The following is a 17,902-nucleotide window of genomic DNA, read 5'->3' as shown; positions in this document are numbered from 1 at the left end:
GCGAGAAATAAGGTGCATCCTCGGGGCAAACTTCTCCGAATGGGCGGCGCTTCGCTTCGGTATCCGGCCATTCCCCGCCCACATCGCCGACCACCTCGCGCGATCGCCTATTAATCAGTGTTTCCCTAGTGTGGCTTCAGGACCTCGATGACCAACGATCGGACCGCATTTCTAGCCTCGAAAGATGCCTTCTCGTTGTAGGACAGGGTATATCCACGTTCGACACACGGGTCACTGTACGTAAAGGGTTGTTTTGTTTTCGCGTTGATGATCTGGCCTCCATCTACTTCTTCTAACTGGCAGTTTCGGGTCGACTGGGCTTGCGGAAGCGTCATGGGCTGCTTCAGTGCTCGCCAATCAAACAAATGGCCTGCGCCAGGGTATTCGGTAAACTGAATATCTTTCCCGCTTGCCTTGACTCGGGCGACATATGCGCGACAAGCAGCGACATAGTCATCCGCGCCCCCCTGAAAGACGCGAATCGGCCTGTCAGCGACATTTGCCTCGTCAAGATAAGTCCAACTGCAATTCGGATAAAGCGCCACATACGCGACGAATTCGCTGCTGGATAGAGCAGCATGAGCCCTCTGAATTCGCTTAAGACCGGCAACAAGCGCGGCTTGTGCCCCCCTGGAAAAACCCATGAGCATGATCCTGTCCGGGTCGATCCGTGGGTGTTTTGAAAGTAGCGCCAGTGCACGATAGGCGTCCTCGGTTTCCACCAGTCGGCCCAGTTGTGATTCGTCATTGTTCGTATTGACGATGCCACGCCCGGAATAGCTGTCGATCACAAAAGTGGCAACACCCATCGCAAGAAATTCCTGCTCCCAATCTGTCACGTATCCGGACACACCTCCAGAACCATGAAGCAGGATTACCGCCGGAAAGCGATCGCTTCCGCCGCGAGGAAGCCGGAGTTCGCCAGCAACTGTCACAGGCTTTCCTGAGTCGTAGCCGCTCAGAAACTCCTCGTCTGGCATCGTGGTGGACTGAAACGGAATCACTTCCATTCGCGCGACCTGCGCGAACACTACCCCAGGCAAGCCGACAACAAGAAACATGCTCGCAATTGATAGGAGGTGACAAAACCATGTGTTGCGCTTTCCGACGACGAGCATACGAGCCTCCTGTCAATCGTTCGCGCACGTCGCACGCTATGCAATCAGCTTAGTCTACTTTCGGATGATCACAGTGATCGCATATCCCTGATCGCCTTGGCGGCCGGGAGTGCGAACGACCGCTGACAGGAGTCTATCCGGCACTCAGATGCCCCCGTTGCGGTAAGGACGAACGGCGCCCCATGGCCGGATGGCAAACTTCGTGCGGCCCCGTCCGGCCCACTGTTAAACTCGGGCGGCCAAAGCAGCTTTTCCCGGTCACATGAGCACGCAACCCACCGCAGCACCTGCAACCGTCACTTCCGCGAAGCCGAGTTCACGCGAGCAAGCCAAGGCGATCGCCGCGAACGCCTCGTTGATTTCCACGCAATCCACGTCGGCGACAGACCAGCCAGCGCGTGCGATGGCCTGTCGCACTGCCGGAATGGGGCCGAGTCCGAACAAACTCGGCTCCACCGCTCCCACGCCATAACTGACCAGCCGTGCCATCGGTGTCAGGCCATTGCTTTCGGCCCAGGCGCGCCCGGCGACAAGCATCGCAGCCGCCCCACTGTTCAAGCCGGGCGCATTGCCCGCGGTAATCGTCCCGTCCTTGCGAAAAGCCGGCTTGAGCTTGGCAAGCGATTCGGCGCTGGTGTCTGGCCGGTTGTGCTCATCGCGGTCAAAGACCGTCGCTCCCTTGCGACCTGGAATCTCCAGCGGCGCGATCTCGGCATCGAAGAGACCTGCGGCCTGGGCCTTCGCGAAACGCTGCTGGGAGCGAAGCGCCCATCGATCCTGGTCTTCTCGCGAGATGCCGCACTTCATGACGAGATCCTCGGTGTGCCAACCGGAATGCTGACCGCTGAAAGCATCGTTGAGTCCATCGAGCAGCATGCTGTCGAACAGTGTCACATCGCCCATCCGCGCGCCCCAGCGTCCCTGCGGCAGCAGGTAAGGGGCGCAGTCCATGTTTTCCATACCCCCTGCGACCGCGCAGTCGATCATGCCGGCCCAGATTTCGTTGGCCGCGCTGGCAATTGCCTGCGCGCCTGACTCACACACGCGGTTAACCGTGAGCGCGGGAACTTCGACCGGCAAGCCTCCAGCGATGCCAGCCTGCCGTGCCGGGTTCATTTTCACACCCGCCTGAATGACGTTGCCCATGACCAGCGATTGAATCTTGGCAGGCGGGAATCCGGCGCGCTTGAGGCTTTCGCGGATAACGGCAGCGCCAAGCGTTGGTGCCGCTACGTCCTTGAGCGTCCCACCATAAGTTCCTATCGCGGTGCGTACCGGGCTGCACAAGACGACGTCAACGTTGCTCATGGCATTACTCCTCAAAGGAATCGTACGAACTCAGGGTGGTACGGCAGATCGTGCCCGCAATGCGGTTGCGGGGGGATGCTGTCAAAGACAGTGCCGTATTTCTTCAAGTTTGGATGCCGCAATCCTGTACGGAGGCGTGGTCATCGGGACAGGTCTGTTCGCGGACGAAATGTGCCTTTCATGATGTCCAGGGGCGGTCCTAGCCATCTTGACGTGTATCAACGCGCCCACCATCATCGCCCGGCAACCTGAATCACGGTGATGATCGAGCCACCATCAGCGACAGATCAGGGAGGTTGCCTTGAAAGACATCGATCGGGATTACGGGGCCGTCGCGTGGACGGTGCGGCTCCTCTCCATCGTGTCTGCGGTCGCAGTCGCTGCGATTGCCATGAATTCACGTAGTCGCGATCGCGTCATGCCGGTATCCACCCGGTAGAGCGAAGAAGCGCGTGCCCGCCGTATGATTTCACTCAACCGTCGAACAGGATGCCGGCGCCAGGCTCCGGCACGATTCCAGGTGGGATATTCCATGAAACGCCGTTCAGCAACAGTCGTCGCTGCATCGATTCTGGTCCTGCTCGGCATGGCGGTTGTTTCGCCGTTCGCCCTTGCCGATGCCACCGCACGCCAGAAGGAGGTCGCCCAACACGGCGCGGACGTGATGCTGTTCTCGCTCGCGGCCACCACCCACATCTTCACGAAGACGGCCGACGGCGGCATCCAGCGGGTCGTCACGAAGCGCCCCGACGCGCGGCAGACCGCGCTGATCCGCGGACATCTCGCCGCGATCGCCCGTCGCTTCTCGGCGGGAGACTTTGGCGCGCCTGAGCAGATCCACGGCAACGACATGCCGGGCCTCGCTGTATTGCGTGCGGCCCGACGCGGTGAGCTGACTATCGACTATCACGACGTGCGCCGCGGCGGCGAAATCGTGTATCGCAGCGAGCAGCCTCGTCTTGTCGCCGCGCTGCACGACTGGTTCGATGCCCAACTGTCCGACCACGGACACGACGCGATGGCCGGGCACGATCCGGGCGCGATGCATCACCATCCGGCAGACGCTTCGACGCCATGAACGCAGCGGAGGATTGAAATGAGTACGCCGGTTGAGGACATTCGCCGGGCAACCGCCACGGACTTCGACCGTATCCGCGCGTTGCTGGATACCTGCGGGCTACCGGCGAGCGACCTCACGGCACGGAGCCTCGACGGCTTCCACGTCGCCGTGCGCGACGCCGGGATCGTCGGGGTGGCGGGACTGGAACAAGCCGGCGACGCGGCCCTGTTGCGTTCGATCGCCGTTCACCCGCGCCTGCGCGCATCCGGTCTGGGTACCCGTCTTATCGACGCTTCCGTTACGCTAGCGCAAACGCGATCGCTGCGCGCGCTTTACCTTATTCCGAATGATGAGGCCGCCCGCACCTTCTTTGCGCGGCGCGGCTTCACGCAGATCGAGCGAACCCAAGTTCCCGAGCTGATTCGCGGTCTGCCCGAATTCACGCACCTTTGCCCGCAGACGCATCCGTGCTTGTGGAAACCGCTGAATCCCGATTGTTCCGAGGCCCTGCCATGAAGAAACTCGAAGTGTTCGATCCCGCGATGTGTTGCTCGACGGGTGTTTGCGGTGTCGATGTGGACCCCGTGCTGGCGCAATTCGCCGCGGACCTGAAATGGGTCGAGGCACACGGCGTCACCGTGTCCCGCTACAACCTGGGCCAGGAACCGCAGGCGTTCGCCGCCAACTCCGCGGTGGTCAAGGAAATGGAAGCCGGCATGGAACGACTGCCGATCCTCGTGATCGATGGTCACATCGTATCGACGGGCATGTATCCGTCGCGCCAGCAGCTTGTGCGGAAACTCGGCATCGCGCTGACCACGGCGGAAAAACCGCACATCAAGGCCGGCAGCTGCCGCGCGCCGGGCTCAGGCTGTTGCTAGAGAGCGACCATGTCCCTGCCTGAAACGCAAACCCGATATCTCTTTTTCACCGGAAAAGGCGGCGTCGGCAAGACTTCGCTTTCCTGTGCCACCGGTCTCGCCATGGCACATGCCGGCAAGCGGGTGCTCATCGTCAGCACGGACCCGGCCTCCAATCTCGACGAGGTACTCGGCGTCAGCTTGAGTCAGTTGCCGACGCCGGTGCCTGGCGCGCCGGGCCTGTTCGCGTTGAATATCGACCCCGAAGCGGCCGCGCATGCCTACCGTGAAAGAATGGTCGGACCCTATCGCGGCGTCTTGCCCACGACGGCGATCCGCAATATGGAAGAGCAGTTTTCCGGCGCCTGCACGGTCGAGATTGCGGCCTTTGATGAATTCTCCAAACTGCTCGGCGACCCGGCCGCGACGGCCGATTTCGATCACGTAATTTTCGATACGGCGCCGACGGGGCACACGCTGCGCCTCCTGACCTTGCCTTCAGCGTGGAACGAGTTCATCTCGTCGTCGACGGGCGGTGCCTCCTGCCTCGGGCCGTTAGCCGGACTGGAAAAGCAGAAGGCGCTGTACGCGGCGACCGTCGAACGCCTGTCGAGCGCAGCGCAAACGACCGTCGTCCTGGTGAGCCGGCCCGAAGTCGCCGCACTGCGCGAAGCGAATCGCACGCGGCACGAGCTGGCCGAACTCGGCATTCGCAACCTGGTGCTGGCGATCAACGGCCTCTTCGCCACAGACCGCACCGACGACGCGATTGCGACCGCCATGGCGCAACGCGCGCAACAGGCACTGGCCGACATGCCGTGCGAGTTGGCTGGCTTACCGCAGACGCGCATTCCGTTTCTGCCGCGCGGCACGGTCGGGCTGGACGCGCTGTGCGACATGGCGCATCCCGAGCGCGTGCGCATGCCGACCGAACGCCGGATGCCCGAAACCATCTTGCCGCCGGGCCTGGGCGGCCTCGTCGATGAGCTGTCAGCGGCGGGCCACGGCGTGATCATGACGATGGGCAAAGGCGGCGTGGGCAAGACCACGGTAGCGGCGGCAATCGCAGTCGCGCTGGCGGGCCGCGGACACGACGTGATCCTCTCGACCACCGACCCGGCCTCGCATGTGGCCGCGACCGTCGATGGCGTCGTGCCTCGGCTAAGCGTCACGCGCATCGACCCGGTGCGCGAAGTGCAGCAGTACACCGAAGAAGTGCTGGGCAAAGCGGCATCCCATCTCGATGCGGGCGGCCGGGCGATGCTCGAAGAAGATCTGCGCTCGCCCTGCACGGAGGAAATCGCCGTCTTCAGGGCTTTCGCGCGCACGGTCGATCAAGGCAAGTCAGGCTTTGTGGTGCTGGACACCGCGCCGACCGGGCACACCATTCTGCTGCTGGACGCAGCAGAGGCCTATCACCGCGAAGTGATGCGCACCCAGGGCGACATGCCGGAGTCGGTCCGCCAGCTGCTGCCGCGCTTGCGCGACCCGAACTACAGCCGGATTCTCATCGTCACGTTGCCGGAAGCGACGCCCGTTCACGAAGCGGAACGGCTGAGCGCCGACCTCGCGCGCGCGGGAATTACGCCGTACGCGTGGGTCATCAACCAGTCGTTGCTGGCGAGCGGTACGACCGACCCGATGCTGTGCCAGCGGGGCACTTACGAGGTGCCGTTCGTGCGCCGCGTGGCGGACGATCTGGCGCAGCGCACCGCGCTCATTCCGTGGCTCGCCGAGGCACCGGTCGGGCCAGCTGGCCTCGAGCACGTGATTACGTCGCGGGCCACCAAGTAGTGCAGTGCACCGTCCACCGCCTTTAAGCTCAATGGGCCGCGTGACCGCCGGAATTCGTATCAGGAGATGGGACGAAAGCGCATGCCTGCAGACCTTGATGTTGTAGTCATCGGCGGTGGCCAGGCCGGGCTTGCCACCGCCTACTTCCTGCGTCGTGCGGGGCTCGACTATCTCGTGCTGGATAACCAGAGCGCCCCAGGAGGCGCATGGCGACATACCTGGGACTCGCTACATCTGTTTTCGCCGGCGCAATGGAGTTCGCTGCCAGGCTGGCAGATGCCCGTATCGCGCGACACGTACCCGTCGCGCAACGAGGTCATCGACTATCTGGCGCGATATGAGGAGCGTTATCACATACCTGTCCGGCGCACAGTTCATGTCGAATCCGTTTCACGGATTCAGGGTGGCTTGCTGGTCGGTACCGATCACGGGGAATGGCTCGCCAGGGCGGTCGTGAGTGCAACCGGTACCTGGAGCGCACCGTATGTACCCGACTATCCTGGACGCGAGATCTTTCGTGGTCGTCAGATGCATTCGGCGCAGTATCGCAATCCGGACGACCTGCGCGGACGATCCGTGCTGGTAGTGGGTGGCGGCAACTCGGGCGCACAGATCTTGGCGGAGGTATCAACGGTCTGCAACGCTACGTGGGTGACGCTGCAGGAACCTGATTTTCTTCCGGACGACGTGGATGGCCGGGTCTTGTTCGAACGCGCGACCGCCAAATGGCAGGCTCTACGCGATGGGCACACGATCACGGCACCAGTAGGTGGTTTGGGCGACATCGTCATGGTGCCTCCTGTACGGGAGGCGCGTGTGCGAGGCGTGCTGCATGCAATACGTCCGTTCAGCCGATTCGACACGGATGGCGTCGTCTGGAGCGACGGCAGGCATTCCCGCATCGATGTCGTGATCTGGTGCACCGGGTTCCGCCCCGCACTCAAACATCTTGACCCGCTACGGATCCGTGACGTCGAGGGCTTGCCGGGGACAGATGGGACGCACGCCAGAGACGAAAAACGCTTGTGGCTGGTCGGCTACGGCGAGTGGTGCGGGGCCGCCTCGGCTACGCTCATCGGTGTAATGCGTGGCGCGCGGGAAGCGGCGTATGGCATAGCCCAATATCTGCATCCCATACAACCGAGCAACGGGTCGGCACCGTAGCCGACGAGGCATCGCAAATCAGGCATCGTCCCTTTTACCTGCCACGCCACATCTCGGTCATGTGGCAGGCGCTTGGGGAATCGATGCCGAGCCGCGGTTTCCGAGGTGCCTCGCGCAGGGCATGATGAAGACAAATTTAAAAAAAAAATGGGGCCGTTCCTTTGCTTTGATCGGACACTCGCATCGTCATCTGGTGTTGCTGGCGACTGACCGGCCTCAGCCGAAAACAGTCGTCAACGCCCTCTCCACTCGCCCGACGAGATTGCATGTCCGGCCATGTTGACCGAGTTCCGACACGCTTGCACTGAAATGGTTGACGACGTATAACGAGCGATCGATTTTCTGAGACACCGAAATGACTCATGGGAGAGCATCAGTCATGCAACCGGAACACGCTTCAGATCTCGCAACGACTCATAACGCCAACGCGGAAAGCCGGACGCACACACCGATTCCCCCGATCGTGCCCGCGCAAACCGCACTGATCGTCATGCACTACCAGACCGACATCCTCGGTCTCTTCCCATCGGTCGCCCCCACCCTGCTCGCCAACACGCGCAAGCTGTGCGATGCAGCCCGGGCGGGCGGCGTCCATGTCTGTTTCGCGAATCTCCACTTCAGCCCCGGCTATCCGGAGGTCAGTCCACGCAACAAGAACGGCCAAGGAATCAAGCAACTCGGCCTGTTCGTCGACGACGGCCCGTGCCCGGAACTCGGGCGGCTGGACAACGAGCCGCTGACCATCGCACATCGCGCGAGCGTGTTCTTTCGCACCGACTTGCAGGCACGGCTCGTCGCGCAGGGCATCGACACGCTGATCCTCGTCGGGATCGCGTCGACCGGCGTCGTGCTGTCGTCGGTTGCGCACGCAAGCGATGCGGATTTCCGGCTGTATACGGTGAAGGACTGCTGCTACGACCCGGATGAGGTCGTGCACGAGCATCTGTTCGCGACGGCGTTCGAGACGCGCACGACGGTGCTGTCGCTCACAGACGCACTCCGACTGCTCGCATAAACACGCAACACCCGCACCATGCCGGCCGGAACGCACCCGACCGGCGCACCCCGCGCAACTTCGCGCGCTACTTCGCGATATACACGCCCGACGTCGGACACGTGCCCTGCGTATTCCCGTCCGTCACGAGCGACGCCGCACTCGGAAACTGGGTAGTCGCATTCGTCTTGACCGCGATCCACGCTTCCGTGAAATAGCTGACGCCGTTCGTCTTCGTGCACTTCAGCGACACCGCGCTGCGCGTATTGCTGCCGAACGCGCCTTCGAACGCGGACAGCAGCTGATTGCGTGTCACGGTCTTACCCGCGTTCGCCTGCAGGAACGCGTTGAACGACGTGTTGCCGAGCCGGCTGATCATGCCTGCCGCCTCGTTCCAGTATGCGTCCGGCGACGCCGAATTCGAGCAGGTGCCGTGCTTGAACCATTCGTGCTTGTCGAGGCACGACGCCACGCCCGGCATGTAGGTCGACAGCGTGTTGCGGGTCGCGGTGCTGATCGGATATGCATCCATGTTGCACCACTGGTGCGCATTGTCGAGATCGACGTCGCTCTGCGGCACGCCGCAGTAGAACGGCTGGTTGCCGTCGTACCTGTTCGGCCACAGGCCATGCAGCGACAGGCTCGTCGCCGCGTACGTGCCGGCAAGGTTCGTACATTCCGGCGTGTCGTGCGACGCGCAGAAGCCGGGCTCCCACGAAGCCGCGAGCAATAGGTAGTCGTAGCTGGTCTGCGCGACGGCGTGCAGCGAGGCGGATGCGACGGCGAGTGCGGCCGCGGCGCGGGCGAGCGTCTTGAGCATGGCGTTTCCTCGGAAAAGGCTTGCGGTCGCGGAATGCGCCGCAAGATTGTCGAATGTCTGCCCGCGATTGTTGCCTGCGCAACGTTGCATCAATATGAAGGTGGACGAAGGAATTCGTAGTGCAACGCCGAACCTCTTGTTTCCTGCAACGGATCCTCCCCACGATGACGGCCACGCGGCCGGGCAAGCCATACCGCGTCGAGATCGGAAACGGGCGAAGCCATGTGCTCACCGACGACACCCCCGCGCTGACGACCCGCTACCGAGCTGCGTGCACGCACGCGCGAGACAGGCGCCACGCGATTATTTCACCGACGCGGCTTCCGAGCCACCCGGCGACAGCGCCGCACTGTCCTGCTCGCGCCACGCGCGGCGCGACGCCATGATCGCCTTCACGGCCGAGCGCGCGACCTTCCACCACGCGAACGGCCGCGGATCGGCGAGCATGCTGAGCGCGCGCGCATAGTCGAGCGTGAGCCCGGGCGTCCAGGCCATCGTCACCGCACGCTTGCGGATCTGCGCGGCGACCCACAGCTCGGGCGTGAGCAGCAGCCGGATGAATGCGCCCCACCCGGCCCGCGTGCCCCTGAGCCGCCACACCGCGCCGTCCAGCGCCGCTTCGAGCGCATTCGACACGGTGCTCGAGCAGTTGCGGTGCGTGAGGTTGTACGTGACGGTCTGCCGATACGACGACCAGAATGCGGCCAGCTTCGCCGGATCGTAATTGCGGATCCGCACGCGCACGGTCGACGGACACCACGCTTTCGACTCGGTCGCATAGTCGGGCTGGAATAGGCCCGGCACGTCGTTCTCGCGCGTCGCACGGAGGATCCGCGTGAATTCATCCGGAGAACGATCGATCTCGACGGCCGGATAGAGGCTGATGTAGATGCCCTCGGGCGACTCCAGCGCCGCATGACCCGTGGAGATCACGCCGTTGACGTCCACCGCCGCGATGTAGCGGTCGATCACCGGATAGCGCTGGGCTTCGGCTTTCGACGTGCCGGTCGGCGTCCACACGTGCACGGTCAGCGCGTGCTCGTGGTCGGCCGGCGGGCCGTCCCATTCGGCTTGCGTGAAGCGCGGGATGTCGGGCGCCGCGTCGATGTCCGGCACGATCGACGGCGCCGGCGACGTCACGAACGCGGGGTTGCGCGTCAGCCGCCGCACGCGCGCGGCAAGGCTCAGCATGTGCATCCCGCCGAACATCAGCAGCAGGCCGAGGCAGTACGGCACGGTGCCCACATAATGGGTCGGATACGGCTGATAGAAGAAGACCGCGAGCAGGATCTCGACGACGCCCCACGCGAATGCGACGTTCCAGCGCCGATAACGCACCATCCACGCGGACGTGCACTGCAGCAGCCCGTCGACGAGGAACAGCGTGCCGAAGATCATCGACAACAGGAAGTGGCCGTGATGATGGCCCGCGAACACGAGCCCGGCAGCCACCACGACCGCGATGCCCTTCACGTAGCGCAGGATGCGCTGCCCGCCGACGCCGCTGCCGGCCACCGCGAGCGTCGCGAGCCCCTCGATCAGGAACAGCCACGCGAACAGTTCGATCGGAAAATGCAGCGCACCATCGAGCGCGTCGACGAAGATGCCGACGCCCGCGACGACCCACAGCCAGCCCAGCACGGTCAGCCCGCGCCAGCGCGTTCGCAGATATTCGATGCCCAGCAGCAGCAAGACCAGTCGTACCATGGCGCCCTCGTATGTATTTTCGGGATACGCGCTGGCACGCATCTCCTGTCATGCCGACCGCCGCATCATGCCTCGACATGCACAATGGCAGCCGGCGCGCTCCGCTTTCGCCGAATAATAAGATATGGAGGAGCTGGTTGAAAGCCTGGCGAAAACAATTCCGGCGAGTCAGAGCGCCCGACGTCACGCTCTTCGTGATCCAGGCACCCTTGGAATAACGGCCGATTCATCCATTTCGCAACGCGGCGCCAGCACGGCCCGCATCCCGAACGGAACACGAACATGCCCGCCTCACCGCTTCACACCCCGCCGCTCGGCCCGCAACTCAAGCGTTGGCGCACGCTGCATCGCATGAAGCAGAGCCACGCGGCCGAGTTGTTCGGCGTCGCGCAATCGACGATTTCGCGCTGGGAAGCCGGCATCCAGCAGATGTCGCCCGACGAGCGCGCGATGGCCGAGCGGCTGCTTGCCGCGCGTCTCGATTCGGCCGGCGACCACGCGCTCGCCCGGCTTATCGCGAGCAGCACGGTCCGTATGCATCTAGTGTGCGACCTTACGCATCGTCTACTCGCGTGCTCGCCGTCGCGCGCGGCCGAGTTTTCGCGGCCGCTGCCGATGCTGCTCGGCACATCGCTGTGGCGCTACGCGACGCCGGAAATCGTCCGCATGGAAGCCGCGCTCGACCCGTTCGGCTGGCACGATCGCGCGGGGCCGCCGAGCGTCGAGTTCGCGACCGGCGCCAATGCGTCGCGCATCGTGCCGATCCGCGGCAGCACCTGCCGATGGACGCGGATGACGCTGTCGGACGGCTCCGCCGCGCGGCTCGTCGAAACGCTGTAGCAAGCGCGGCACGCATATTTCATGCGTGGACGCATCGCGTCCGCGCGACGTACGCTTGAAGGCTCGATTCAAGCACTTCACTGCCATGAACCTCGACACGATCCACGCGCGGCTCGATTTCCTGCGCGAAGCCGAACGCCTGAAAGACGTGCTGCGCAGCGGCCATACGTCGACCGGGCGCGCCGAAAGCACGGCCGAACACAGCTGGCGGCTGTGCCTGATGGCGCTCGTGTTCGCCGATGCGCTGCCGGACGTCGACACGACAAAGCTGCTGAAGCTGTGCGTCGTCCACGATCTCGGCGAAGCGCTGCACGGCGACATCCCCGCGATCGAGCAGGCCGCGCATCCGGACAAGAGCACGCATGAACGCGACGACCTGCTGACGCTGACGGCCGGGCTCGATCGCGCGCTGCGCGACGAGATCGTCGCACTGTGGGACGAATACGAGGCGGCGGCCTCATCGGAAGCGCGCGCCGCGAAGGCACTCGACAAGCTCGAAACGATCCTCCAGCACAACCAAGGTAGCAATCCGCCGGATTTCGACTACGCGTTCAACCTCGGCTACGGCCGGCGCTACACCGACGCGGCGCCGCTATTCGGTGCGATCCGCGCGATCGTCGACGCGGACACGCAACGCCGGATCGACGCTCGCGGCGACGGCGCGTAAGCGCGCGGAACCGGCCGCGCGCGACACTGCGCGCATCATTCGCACACCGCCGCCCTGCGCCTTGCCGGCGCGAACGCCACCGCGCTCGCGGTCGCGAGCACGGCCACGCCGGCCGCCCCGTACACCATCACCCAGCCGAACCCGTGCACGAGCGCCGCGTGCAGCGCCGTGCCGGTCGGGTCGGCCTTTGCGAGCGCCGGCGCGATCGCCTGCAGCCCGTCGGTGCGGCCCGACGCGATCTGCTGCGCCAGCATGCGCAGCGTTCCCGCATCGACCGCCCCCGCGACGCCCGCCTTCAGGCTCGCGACGATCCCCGCGACCAGCACGAAGCCCATCGCCGCGATGTTCAGCGCGAGCGAGATCATCCGCGCGCTCATGTCGATGCCCGACGCCATCCCGGCCCGCGAACTCGGCACCGCGCCCGTCGTCGTGTTCGTGACGGGCGTATTGGTGAGCCCGAGCCCGATGCCGGCGATCACGCAGCCTGGCAGCATCGTGAGCCAGCTGGCATGCTCGATGCCGCTGCCGATCCGCATCAGCGCGAACCCGGCCGCGATCGTGAACAGGCCGCCCGGAATCACGACACCGGGCCCGTAGCGCAGCGCGAGCCGCTCACCGACCGGCGGCGCGACGAGCGTCGGCAGCGTGTACGCGAGCAGCGCGAGGCCGGCCGTCACGCTGTCGTAGCCGAGCGCGACCTGGAACCAGATCGGCAGGTAGATCATGAATGGCCAGAAACTGAAGTTCATCCCCATCGAGCCGAAGATCGCACCGGTGAACGCGCGAATCCGGAACACGGAGAAGTCGAACATCGGCCGCGCGCTTATGCGCTCCGCGATGAAGAAGCCGGCCAGCGCGAGCACGGTCGCGCCGAGCACGCCGAGCCCGGCCGCGCTCGTGAGCCCCAGCTCCGCGCTCTGCGTGATATAGAACGCGAGACCGAGCACGGCCAGCGACAGCGTGACGATGCCCGCGACGTCGAGCGTGCCCGCATGCGGATCGCGCGACTCCTGCACCGCGCCGCCGATCAGCACGAGCGCGACGGCCGCGAGCGGCGCATGCACGAGGAACACCCACGGCCAGCTCGCCAGCGCGACGATCGCGCCGCCGACGATCGGCCCGAAGCCGAGACCGATCCCGAACACGATCCCCCAGATTCCGAACGCGCGACCGCGCTCGCGCCCTTCGCGGAACTGGTGCGACAGCACCGCAATCTGGCAGATCAGCATCGCGCCGCCGCTCGCGCCCTGCAGCAGCCGGCCCGCGACGAGCACCGGCACGTTCGGCGCGAGCCCGCACAGCAACGACGTCGCGCCGAACAGCACGGTGCCGATCACGTACACGCGCTTGCGGCCGAACCGGTCGGCGAGCGTGCCGGCCGCCATCAGCACCGTCGTGCACGCGATCGTGTACGCGTTCATGATCCACTGCATGCCGTTGAAGTCGCCGTGCAGCACGTGTTCGAGCGTCGGCAGGATCACCGGCACGCTCGAGATCTCGAGGCCGAACATCAGCGACGTGAGACAGACGGCCGCGAGCGCGACCGCATTCCTGCGGGAGTCGGATAGCGTCATGCGTATTGCGCGACGGCCCGCGACAGGCCGCGCGCCTCCAGATAAGAAAGATGCGCCGCGTGCGGCCGGCAACGCACGCTGAACGGGAATCGGTACTATAGTGAGAATTTCCCTCCCCATTGACGCGACCGTTTCTCCAGACTGGGGAATCACAGGACGCAATCAACCCATCCTGCCATGACGGACAGACTCGACGGCGTCACGACCTTCGTCCAGGTCGTGGAATCCGGCAGCTTCGCGCTCGCCGCGGAACGGCTCGACATGACGCGCTCGGCGGTCGGCAAGGCGATCGCGCGGCTCGAGAAGCGGCTCGGCGCGCGGCTGCTGCAGCGCACGACCCGCAGCCAGAGCCTGACGGACGACGGCCAGGCGTACTACGACCGCTGCGTGCGCGCGCTGGCGGAGCTGGAAGCGGCCGAAGCCGATCTCGATAGCGGCCGCAACGAAGCGCGCGGCAAGCTGCGGCTGAGCGTGCCGCTCGCATTCGGGCATCACTGCGTGACGCCGATCGTGCTCGACCTCGCGCGCACCTATCCGCATCTGCGGATCGACGTGTCGATCACGGACCGTTTCGTCGATCTGATCGAGGAAGGGATCGACCTCGCGGTGCGGATCGGCACGCTCGCGGACAGCACGAGCCTCGCGGTGCGGCGGCTCGGCACGCAATACGGCAGTCTCGGCGCGGCGCCGTCGTATCTCGCGCGCTACGGGATACCGCAATCGCTCGACGACCTCAGGCACCACCGGACGATCGCGTATTCACGTTCGGGCGTCGTGCAGCCGTGGGACCTGCGCGCGCCGGACGGCTCGACGGTGCGCATCGACATGCCGCACCAGCTCAGTTTCGACGACGTGCAGGCGATCGCAGCGGCAGGCGCCTCGGGGTTCGGAATCGCGTGGCTGCCGAGCTGGCTGCTCGATCATTACGTGAAGCGCGGCGAGATGGTTGTCGTGCTCGATCGCTGCTTCGTGTGCGAAGGCGACATCCACGCGATCTGGCCGAAAACGCGCTACCTGCCGCGCAAGACGCGCTGCGTGATCGACGCGCTCGTGCAGGCTGTGCCGCCGATGATCGAGCGCTGAGCGCGAAAGCGCGGAAAGAAAAACGGGGTGAAGCCGACGCGCCGCACGGGCGCGTCGGCACATCGCGTCACTTCACGCCGCGCCGAGATCGGCGAGCGGATGCGCGAACAGTTTCCACGGCGACGTCAGGAAATGCCGCACGCGCTCGGCACGCAGCTCGACGAGCGACGCCGGCGCCCAGCGCGGCTTGCGATCCTTGTCGACGAGATGCGCGCGCACGCCTTCGCAGAAGTCGCCCTCCTCGATCGCGCGCGCCACGATGCCGAGCTCCATCCGGAACGACTCGGCCAGCGTCATCTGACGGCCACGCAGCAGCGCTTCGCGCGTCACGCACAGCATCGTCGGCGAATGGCCGGTGAGTGCGTCGAGCGTCGCCTGCAGCCATTGACGGTGTTCGCGCGCCAGCTCGTCGCGTTCAAGATCCTGCTTCAGCGTCGCGACGATCCGTTCGACTGTCGAGCGCTTGTCGAAGTGACGAACGATCCACGCCATCTGGCTGTCGAGCGCCGAATGCGGCACGACGTTGCACGGCGGCTCGAACACCTTGCGCAGCGCCGGCAGCACGTCGCCGTCCCACTTGACGCTCTCGATGCGCGTCTCGAACGTATCGAGCCACGACGACGGCACGCACAGGTCCGCGAGCTTCGCGGTCAGCGCATCGGCGCCCGACAGCATTGCGCCCGTCAACCCCACGTACAGTTCGAGTTCGACCGGCATGCGCGACAGGAAATGCGTCGCGCCGACGTCGGGCACGAGGCCGATGCGCGTCTCCGGCATCGCGATCTTGCTGCGCTCGGTCGCGACGCGCAGCGCCGCGCCTTGCGCAAGGCCCATTCCGCCGCCCATCGTCACGCCGTCCATCAGCGCGACGATCGGCTTCGGGAACGTGTGGATCGCATGATCGAGCCGGTACTCGTCGACGAAGAACGGCAGCCAGGTCTCGCGCTGCGCGACCATCCGGTGCAGCGCGCGCACGTCGCCGCCCGCGCAGAAACCCTTCTCGCCCGCGCCGCGCAGCACGACCGCGACGATCTGGTCGTCGGTGCGGCAGCGTTCGAGACGCGCGGCCAGCTCGCCGATCATCGGATAGGACAACGCATTGAGCGCGGCCGGCCGGTTCAGCGTGATGAGCGCCACGCGGTTCACCACGCGGAACAGTACCTCCGGCGCGGGTTGCGCGAAACTGCCATGAGTCGTGACCGGCGTGCTCATCGTTGCGGCTCTCCATCGGTATGCCATTGCGGCGCGCGCTTGCCGAGAAACGCGGCCACGCCTTCGCGCGGATCGTTCGTGTCGAACAGGTCGACGAAGCGTTCGCGCTCGACCGCGAGCGCCGCGCCGCGCGGCACGCCGCGACGCGCGAGGCCGATCAGTTCCTTGCTGTATGCAACCGCGTGCGGGCTCTGCCGCGCGACGTTGCGCGCGAGCGCCAGCGCCGCATCGCGCGCCGCGCCGCTTTCGACCACGTCCTCGACGAGGCCGATCCTGAGCGCCGTTGCCGCGTCGACGCGCGTGCCGGCCAGGATGATCTTCTTCGCCCAACCTTCGCCGACGAGCCAGGGCAGCGTCTGCGTGCCGAGCCCGCACGGCAGCAGGCCGACCGACGGTTCGGGCAGCGCCATCTGCGCGTGTGTCTCGGCGATCCGCAGGTCGCACGCGAGCGCGCATTCGAGGCCGCCGCCCATCGCGTAGCCGTTGATCGCCGCGATCGTCACGACGCGCGCGTCATGCAGCGTCTCGAACGCCGCGCCGAAGCGCGCGGCCATCGCGCGTGCGACCGCGCGGTCGCCGTCGGCGAACGTGTTGAGATCGGCGCCCGCGCTGAAGAACTTCGGGCCGTCGCCGGTGATCACCAACGCGCGCACGCGCGGGTTCGCGTTCAATTCGGCGACGGTGTCCTGCAGTTGCCGCAGCCCGTCGGCGGTAAAGGCGTTCGCGGGCGGACGCTTGAGCGTCGCGCACGCGATCGCGCCGTCGTCGACGTAGTCCAGTTCGATCATGAGGCGTCCTTCTTCGTAGCCGGTTGGTACAGGCGGATCACCGCCGAGAAATCGAGTTGCCCGTCGCCGCGGCTGCTCATCGTCTGGTAAAGCTGCTGCGCGAGCGCGCCGAGATAGACGGGCTGGCGCGCCTGCTTCGCGGCGTCGTTCGCGAGGCCGAGATCCTTCAGCATCAGGTCGGTGCCGAAGCCGCCGCTGTAGCCGCGCGACGACGGCGCGGTGTCGATCACGCCCGGATACGGGTTGTAGGTGTCCGAGCTCCAGCAGCGGCCCGTCGACGTGTTGACGATGCCCGCCAGCACCTTCGGGTCGATGCCGAGCGCGACGCCGAGCGACATCGCCTCCGACACGGCCGCCATCGAGATGCCGAGCACGAGGTTGTTGCAGACCTTCGCGACCTGCCCCATGCCCGTCGCGCCGCAATGGACGATGTTCTTGCCCATGCCGGCGAGCACGGGCTTCACGCGCTCGAAATCGGCATCGCTACCGCCGACCATGAAGGTCAGAGTGCCGGCCGCCGCGCCGCCGGTGCCGCCCGACACGGGCGCATCGACGAACGCGCCGCCGTGCTCGCGCACGAGCGCGCCGAACGCCTGCGCGCTCGCCGGGTCGATCGTGCTCGAATCGATCACGGTCGCGCCGGCGCCGAGGCCGGCCAGCACGCCGTTCTCGCCGGCGAGCACCGAGCGCACGTGCGGCGCGGCCGGTAGCATCGTGATCACGAACGCCGCGCCCGATGCCGCATCGCGCGGCGACGCGGCCACCTGCGCGCCGGCGTCCTGCAGCGCACGCAATGCGTCGGCGCTCAGGTCGAACGCGTGCACTTCATGGCCGGCCTTCAGCAGGTTCAGCGCCATCGGCGCACCCATGTGACCCAGCCCGATAAATCCGATCTTCATGTTCGTGTCCTCCC

General features: G+C 65.5%; 17 protein-coding genes. 9 read left to right on the top strand and 8 right to left on the bottom strand.

The annotated features are described in order from the left end of the window. Nucleotides 1-125 precede the first annotated feature (125 nt). Nucleotides 126-1,118, bottom strand: a complete 993-nt coding sequence (locus tag HWX22_RS16035; protein ID WP_244135230.1) for a dienelactone hydrolase family protein — start codon at nt 1,116-1,118, stop codon at nt 126-128. Between the two features lie 258 nt (nt 1,119-1,376). Further along, entirely contained in the window at nt 1,377-2,426 is a 1,050-nt protein-coding gene (locus HWX22_RS16030) for an acetyl-CoA C-acyltransferase (RefSeq protein WP_175915987.1), read from the bottom strand. A gap of 532 nt (nt 2,427-2,958) precedes the next feature. Here HWX22_RS16030 and HWX22_RS16025 point away from each other — a divergent pair. From HWX22_RS16025 to HWX22_RS16000, 6 genes are all read left to right on the top strand, one after another. Further along, nucleotides 2,959-3,504 (top strand): aspartate carbamoyltransferase, encoded by a 546-nt coding sequence (locus tag HWX22_RS16025; RefSeq protein ID WP_175915990.1) that lies wholly within the window; start codon nt 2,959-2,961, stop codon nt 3,502-3,504. Between the two features lie 18 nt (nt 3,505-3,522). After that, nucleotides 3,523-4,002 (top strand): GNAT family N-acetyltransferase, encoded by a 480-nt coding sequence (locus HWX22_RS16020; RefSeq protein WP_175915986.1) that lies wholly within the window; start codon nt 3,523-3,525, stop codon nt 4,000-4,002. Further along, nucleotides 3,999-4,367, top strand: coding sequence for an arsenite efflux transporter metallochaperone ArsD (arsD, locus tag HWX22_RS16015; RefSeq protein WP_175908851.1), 369 nt, complete (start codon nt 3,999-4,001; stop codon nt 4,365-4,367). Before HWX22_RS16020 ends, arsD begins: the two co-directional genes overlap by 4 nt. Nucleotides 4,368-4,376: 9 nt before the next feature. Further along, the gene (gene arsA / locus HWX22_RS16010; protein WP_175908850.1) at nt 4,377-6,140 is read left to right on the top strand and encodes an arsenical pump-driving ATPase; all 1,764 of its coding nucleotides are present in this window, start codon (nt 4,377-4,379) and stop codon (nt 6,138-6,140) included. Nucleotides 6,141-6,221: 81 nt separating this feature from the next. After that, nucleotides 6,222-7,304: an ArsO family NAD(P)H-dependent flavin-containing monooxygenase gene (locus HWX22_RS16005; RefSeq protein ID WP_175915985.1), complete on the top strand. Its 1,083-nt coding sequence runs from the start codon at nt 6,222-6,224 to the stop codon at nt 7,302-7,304. 379 nt (nt 7,305-7,683) lie between these two features. Beyond that, nucleotides 7,684-8,319, top strand: coding sequence for an isochorismatase family cysteine hydrolase (locus HWX22_RS16000; protein ID WP_175915984.1), 636 nt, complete (start codon nt 7,684-7,686; stop codon nt 8,317-8,319). A 67-nt stretch (nt 8,320-8,386) separates the two neighbouring features. Here the strand turns inward: HWX22_RS16000 and HWX22_RS15995 are convergent, their stop codons facing one another. Then, nucleotides 8,387-9,118, bottom strand: coding sequence for a ribonuclease T2 (locus HWX22_RS15995; protein ID WP_175915983.1), 732 nt, complete (start codon nt 9,116-9,118; stop codon nt 8,387-8,389). Between the two features lie 303 nt (nt 9,119-9,421). Further along, nucleotides 9,422-10,825, bottom strand: coding sequence for a DUF308 domain-containing protein (locus tag HWX22_RS15990; protein ID WP_175908847.1), 1,404 nt, complete (start codon nt 10,823-10,825; stop codon nt 9,422-9,424). A 282-nt stretch (nt 10,826-11,107) separates the two neighbouring features. Here HWX22_RS15990 and HWX22_RS15985 point away from each other — a divergent pair, with 282 nt between their 5' ends. Both HWX22_RS15985 and HWX22_RS15980 read left to right on the top strand, forming a co-directional pair. Beyond that, on the top strand, nt 11,108-11,665 hold the full coding sequence (locus tag HWX22_RS15985) for a helix-turn-helix transcriptional regulator (RefSeq protein ID WP_175908846.1): 558 nt from the start codon (nt 11,108-11,110) through the stop codon (nt 11,663-11,665). A gap of 85 nt (nt 11,666-11,750) precedes the next feature. Beyond that, complete coding sequence (locus HWX22_RS15980) at nt 11,751-12,332, top strand: HD domain-containing protein (RefSeq protein ID WP_175908845.1); 582 nt, start codon at nt 11,751-11,753, stop codon at nt 12,330-12,332. A gap of 35 nt (nt 12,333-12,367) precedes the next feature. On the opposite strand, the gene HWX22_RS15975 is transcribed toward HWX22_RS15980, so the two are convergent. Continuing rightward, nucleotides 12,368-13,906: an MFS transporter gene (locus HWX22_RS15975; protein WP_175908844.1), complete on the bottom strand. Its 1,539-nt coding sequence runs from the start codon at nt 13,904-13,906 to the stop codon at nt 12,368-12,370. Between the two features lie 177 nt (nt 13,907-14,083). On the opposite strand from HWX22_RS15975, the gene HWX22_RS15970 reads away from it, so the two are divergent. Next, nucleotides 14,084-14,989: a LysR family transcriptional regulator gene (locus tag HWX22_RS15970; protein WP_059526999.1), complete on the top strand. Its 906-nt coding sequence runs from the start codon at nt 14,084-14,086 to the stop codon at nt 14,987-14,989. Between the two features lie 72 nt (nt 14,990-15,061). Here HWX22_RS15970 and HWX22_RS15965 read toward each other — a convergent pair whose 3' ends face one another. From HWX22_RS15965 to mmsB, 3 genes are read right to left on the bottom strand one after another with little or no spacing between them, the layout of a single operon-like run. After that, the gene (locus HWX22_RS15965; protein WP_175908843.1) at nt 15,062-16,201 is read right to left on the bottom strand and encodes an enoyl-CoA hydratase/isomerase family protein; all 1,140 of its coding nucleotides are present in this window, start codon (nt 16,199-16,201) and stop codon (nt 15,062-15,064) included. Further along, nucleotides 16,198-16,989, bottom strand: coding sequence for an enoyl-CoA hydratase (locus tag HWX22_RS15960; protein ID WP_175908842.1), 792 nt, complete (start codon nt 16,987-16,989; stop codon nt 16,198-16,200). The genes HWX22_RS15965 and HWX22_RS15960 overlap by 4 nt, the downstream gene beginning before the upstream one ends. Beyond that, complete coding sequence (mmsB, locus tag HWX22_RS15955; protein WP_059527008.1) at nt 16,986-17,888, bottom strand: 3-hydroxyisobutyrate dehydrogenase; 903 nt, start codon at nt 17,886-17,888, stop codon at nt 16,986-16,988. Before mmsB ends, HWX22_RS15960 begins: the two co-directional genes overlap by 4 nt. Between the last annotated feature and the right edge of the window lie 14 nt (nt 17,889-17,902).

This window comes from Burkholderia sp. BCC1638, from assembly GCF_902833195.1.
Lineage (GTDB): Bacteria > Pseudomonadota > Gammaproteobacteria > Burkholderiales > Burkholderiaceae > Burkholderia > Burkholderia diffusa.
Note: the sequence above shows the minus strand (reverse complement) of the source record. Positions and strands in the feature narration are given on the sequence as shown.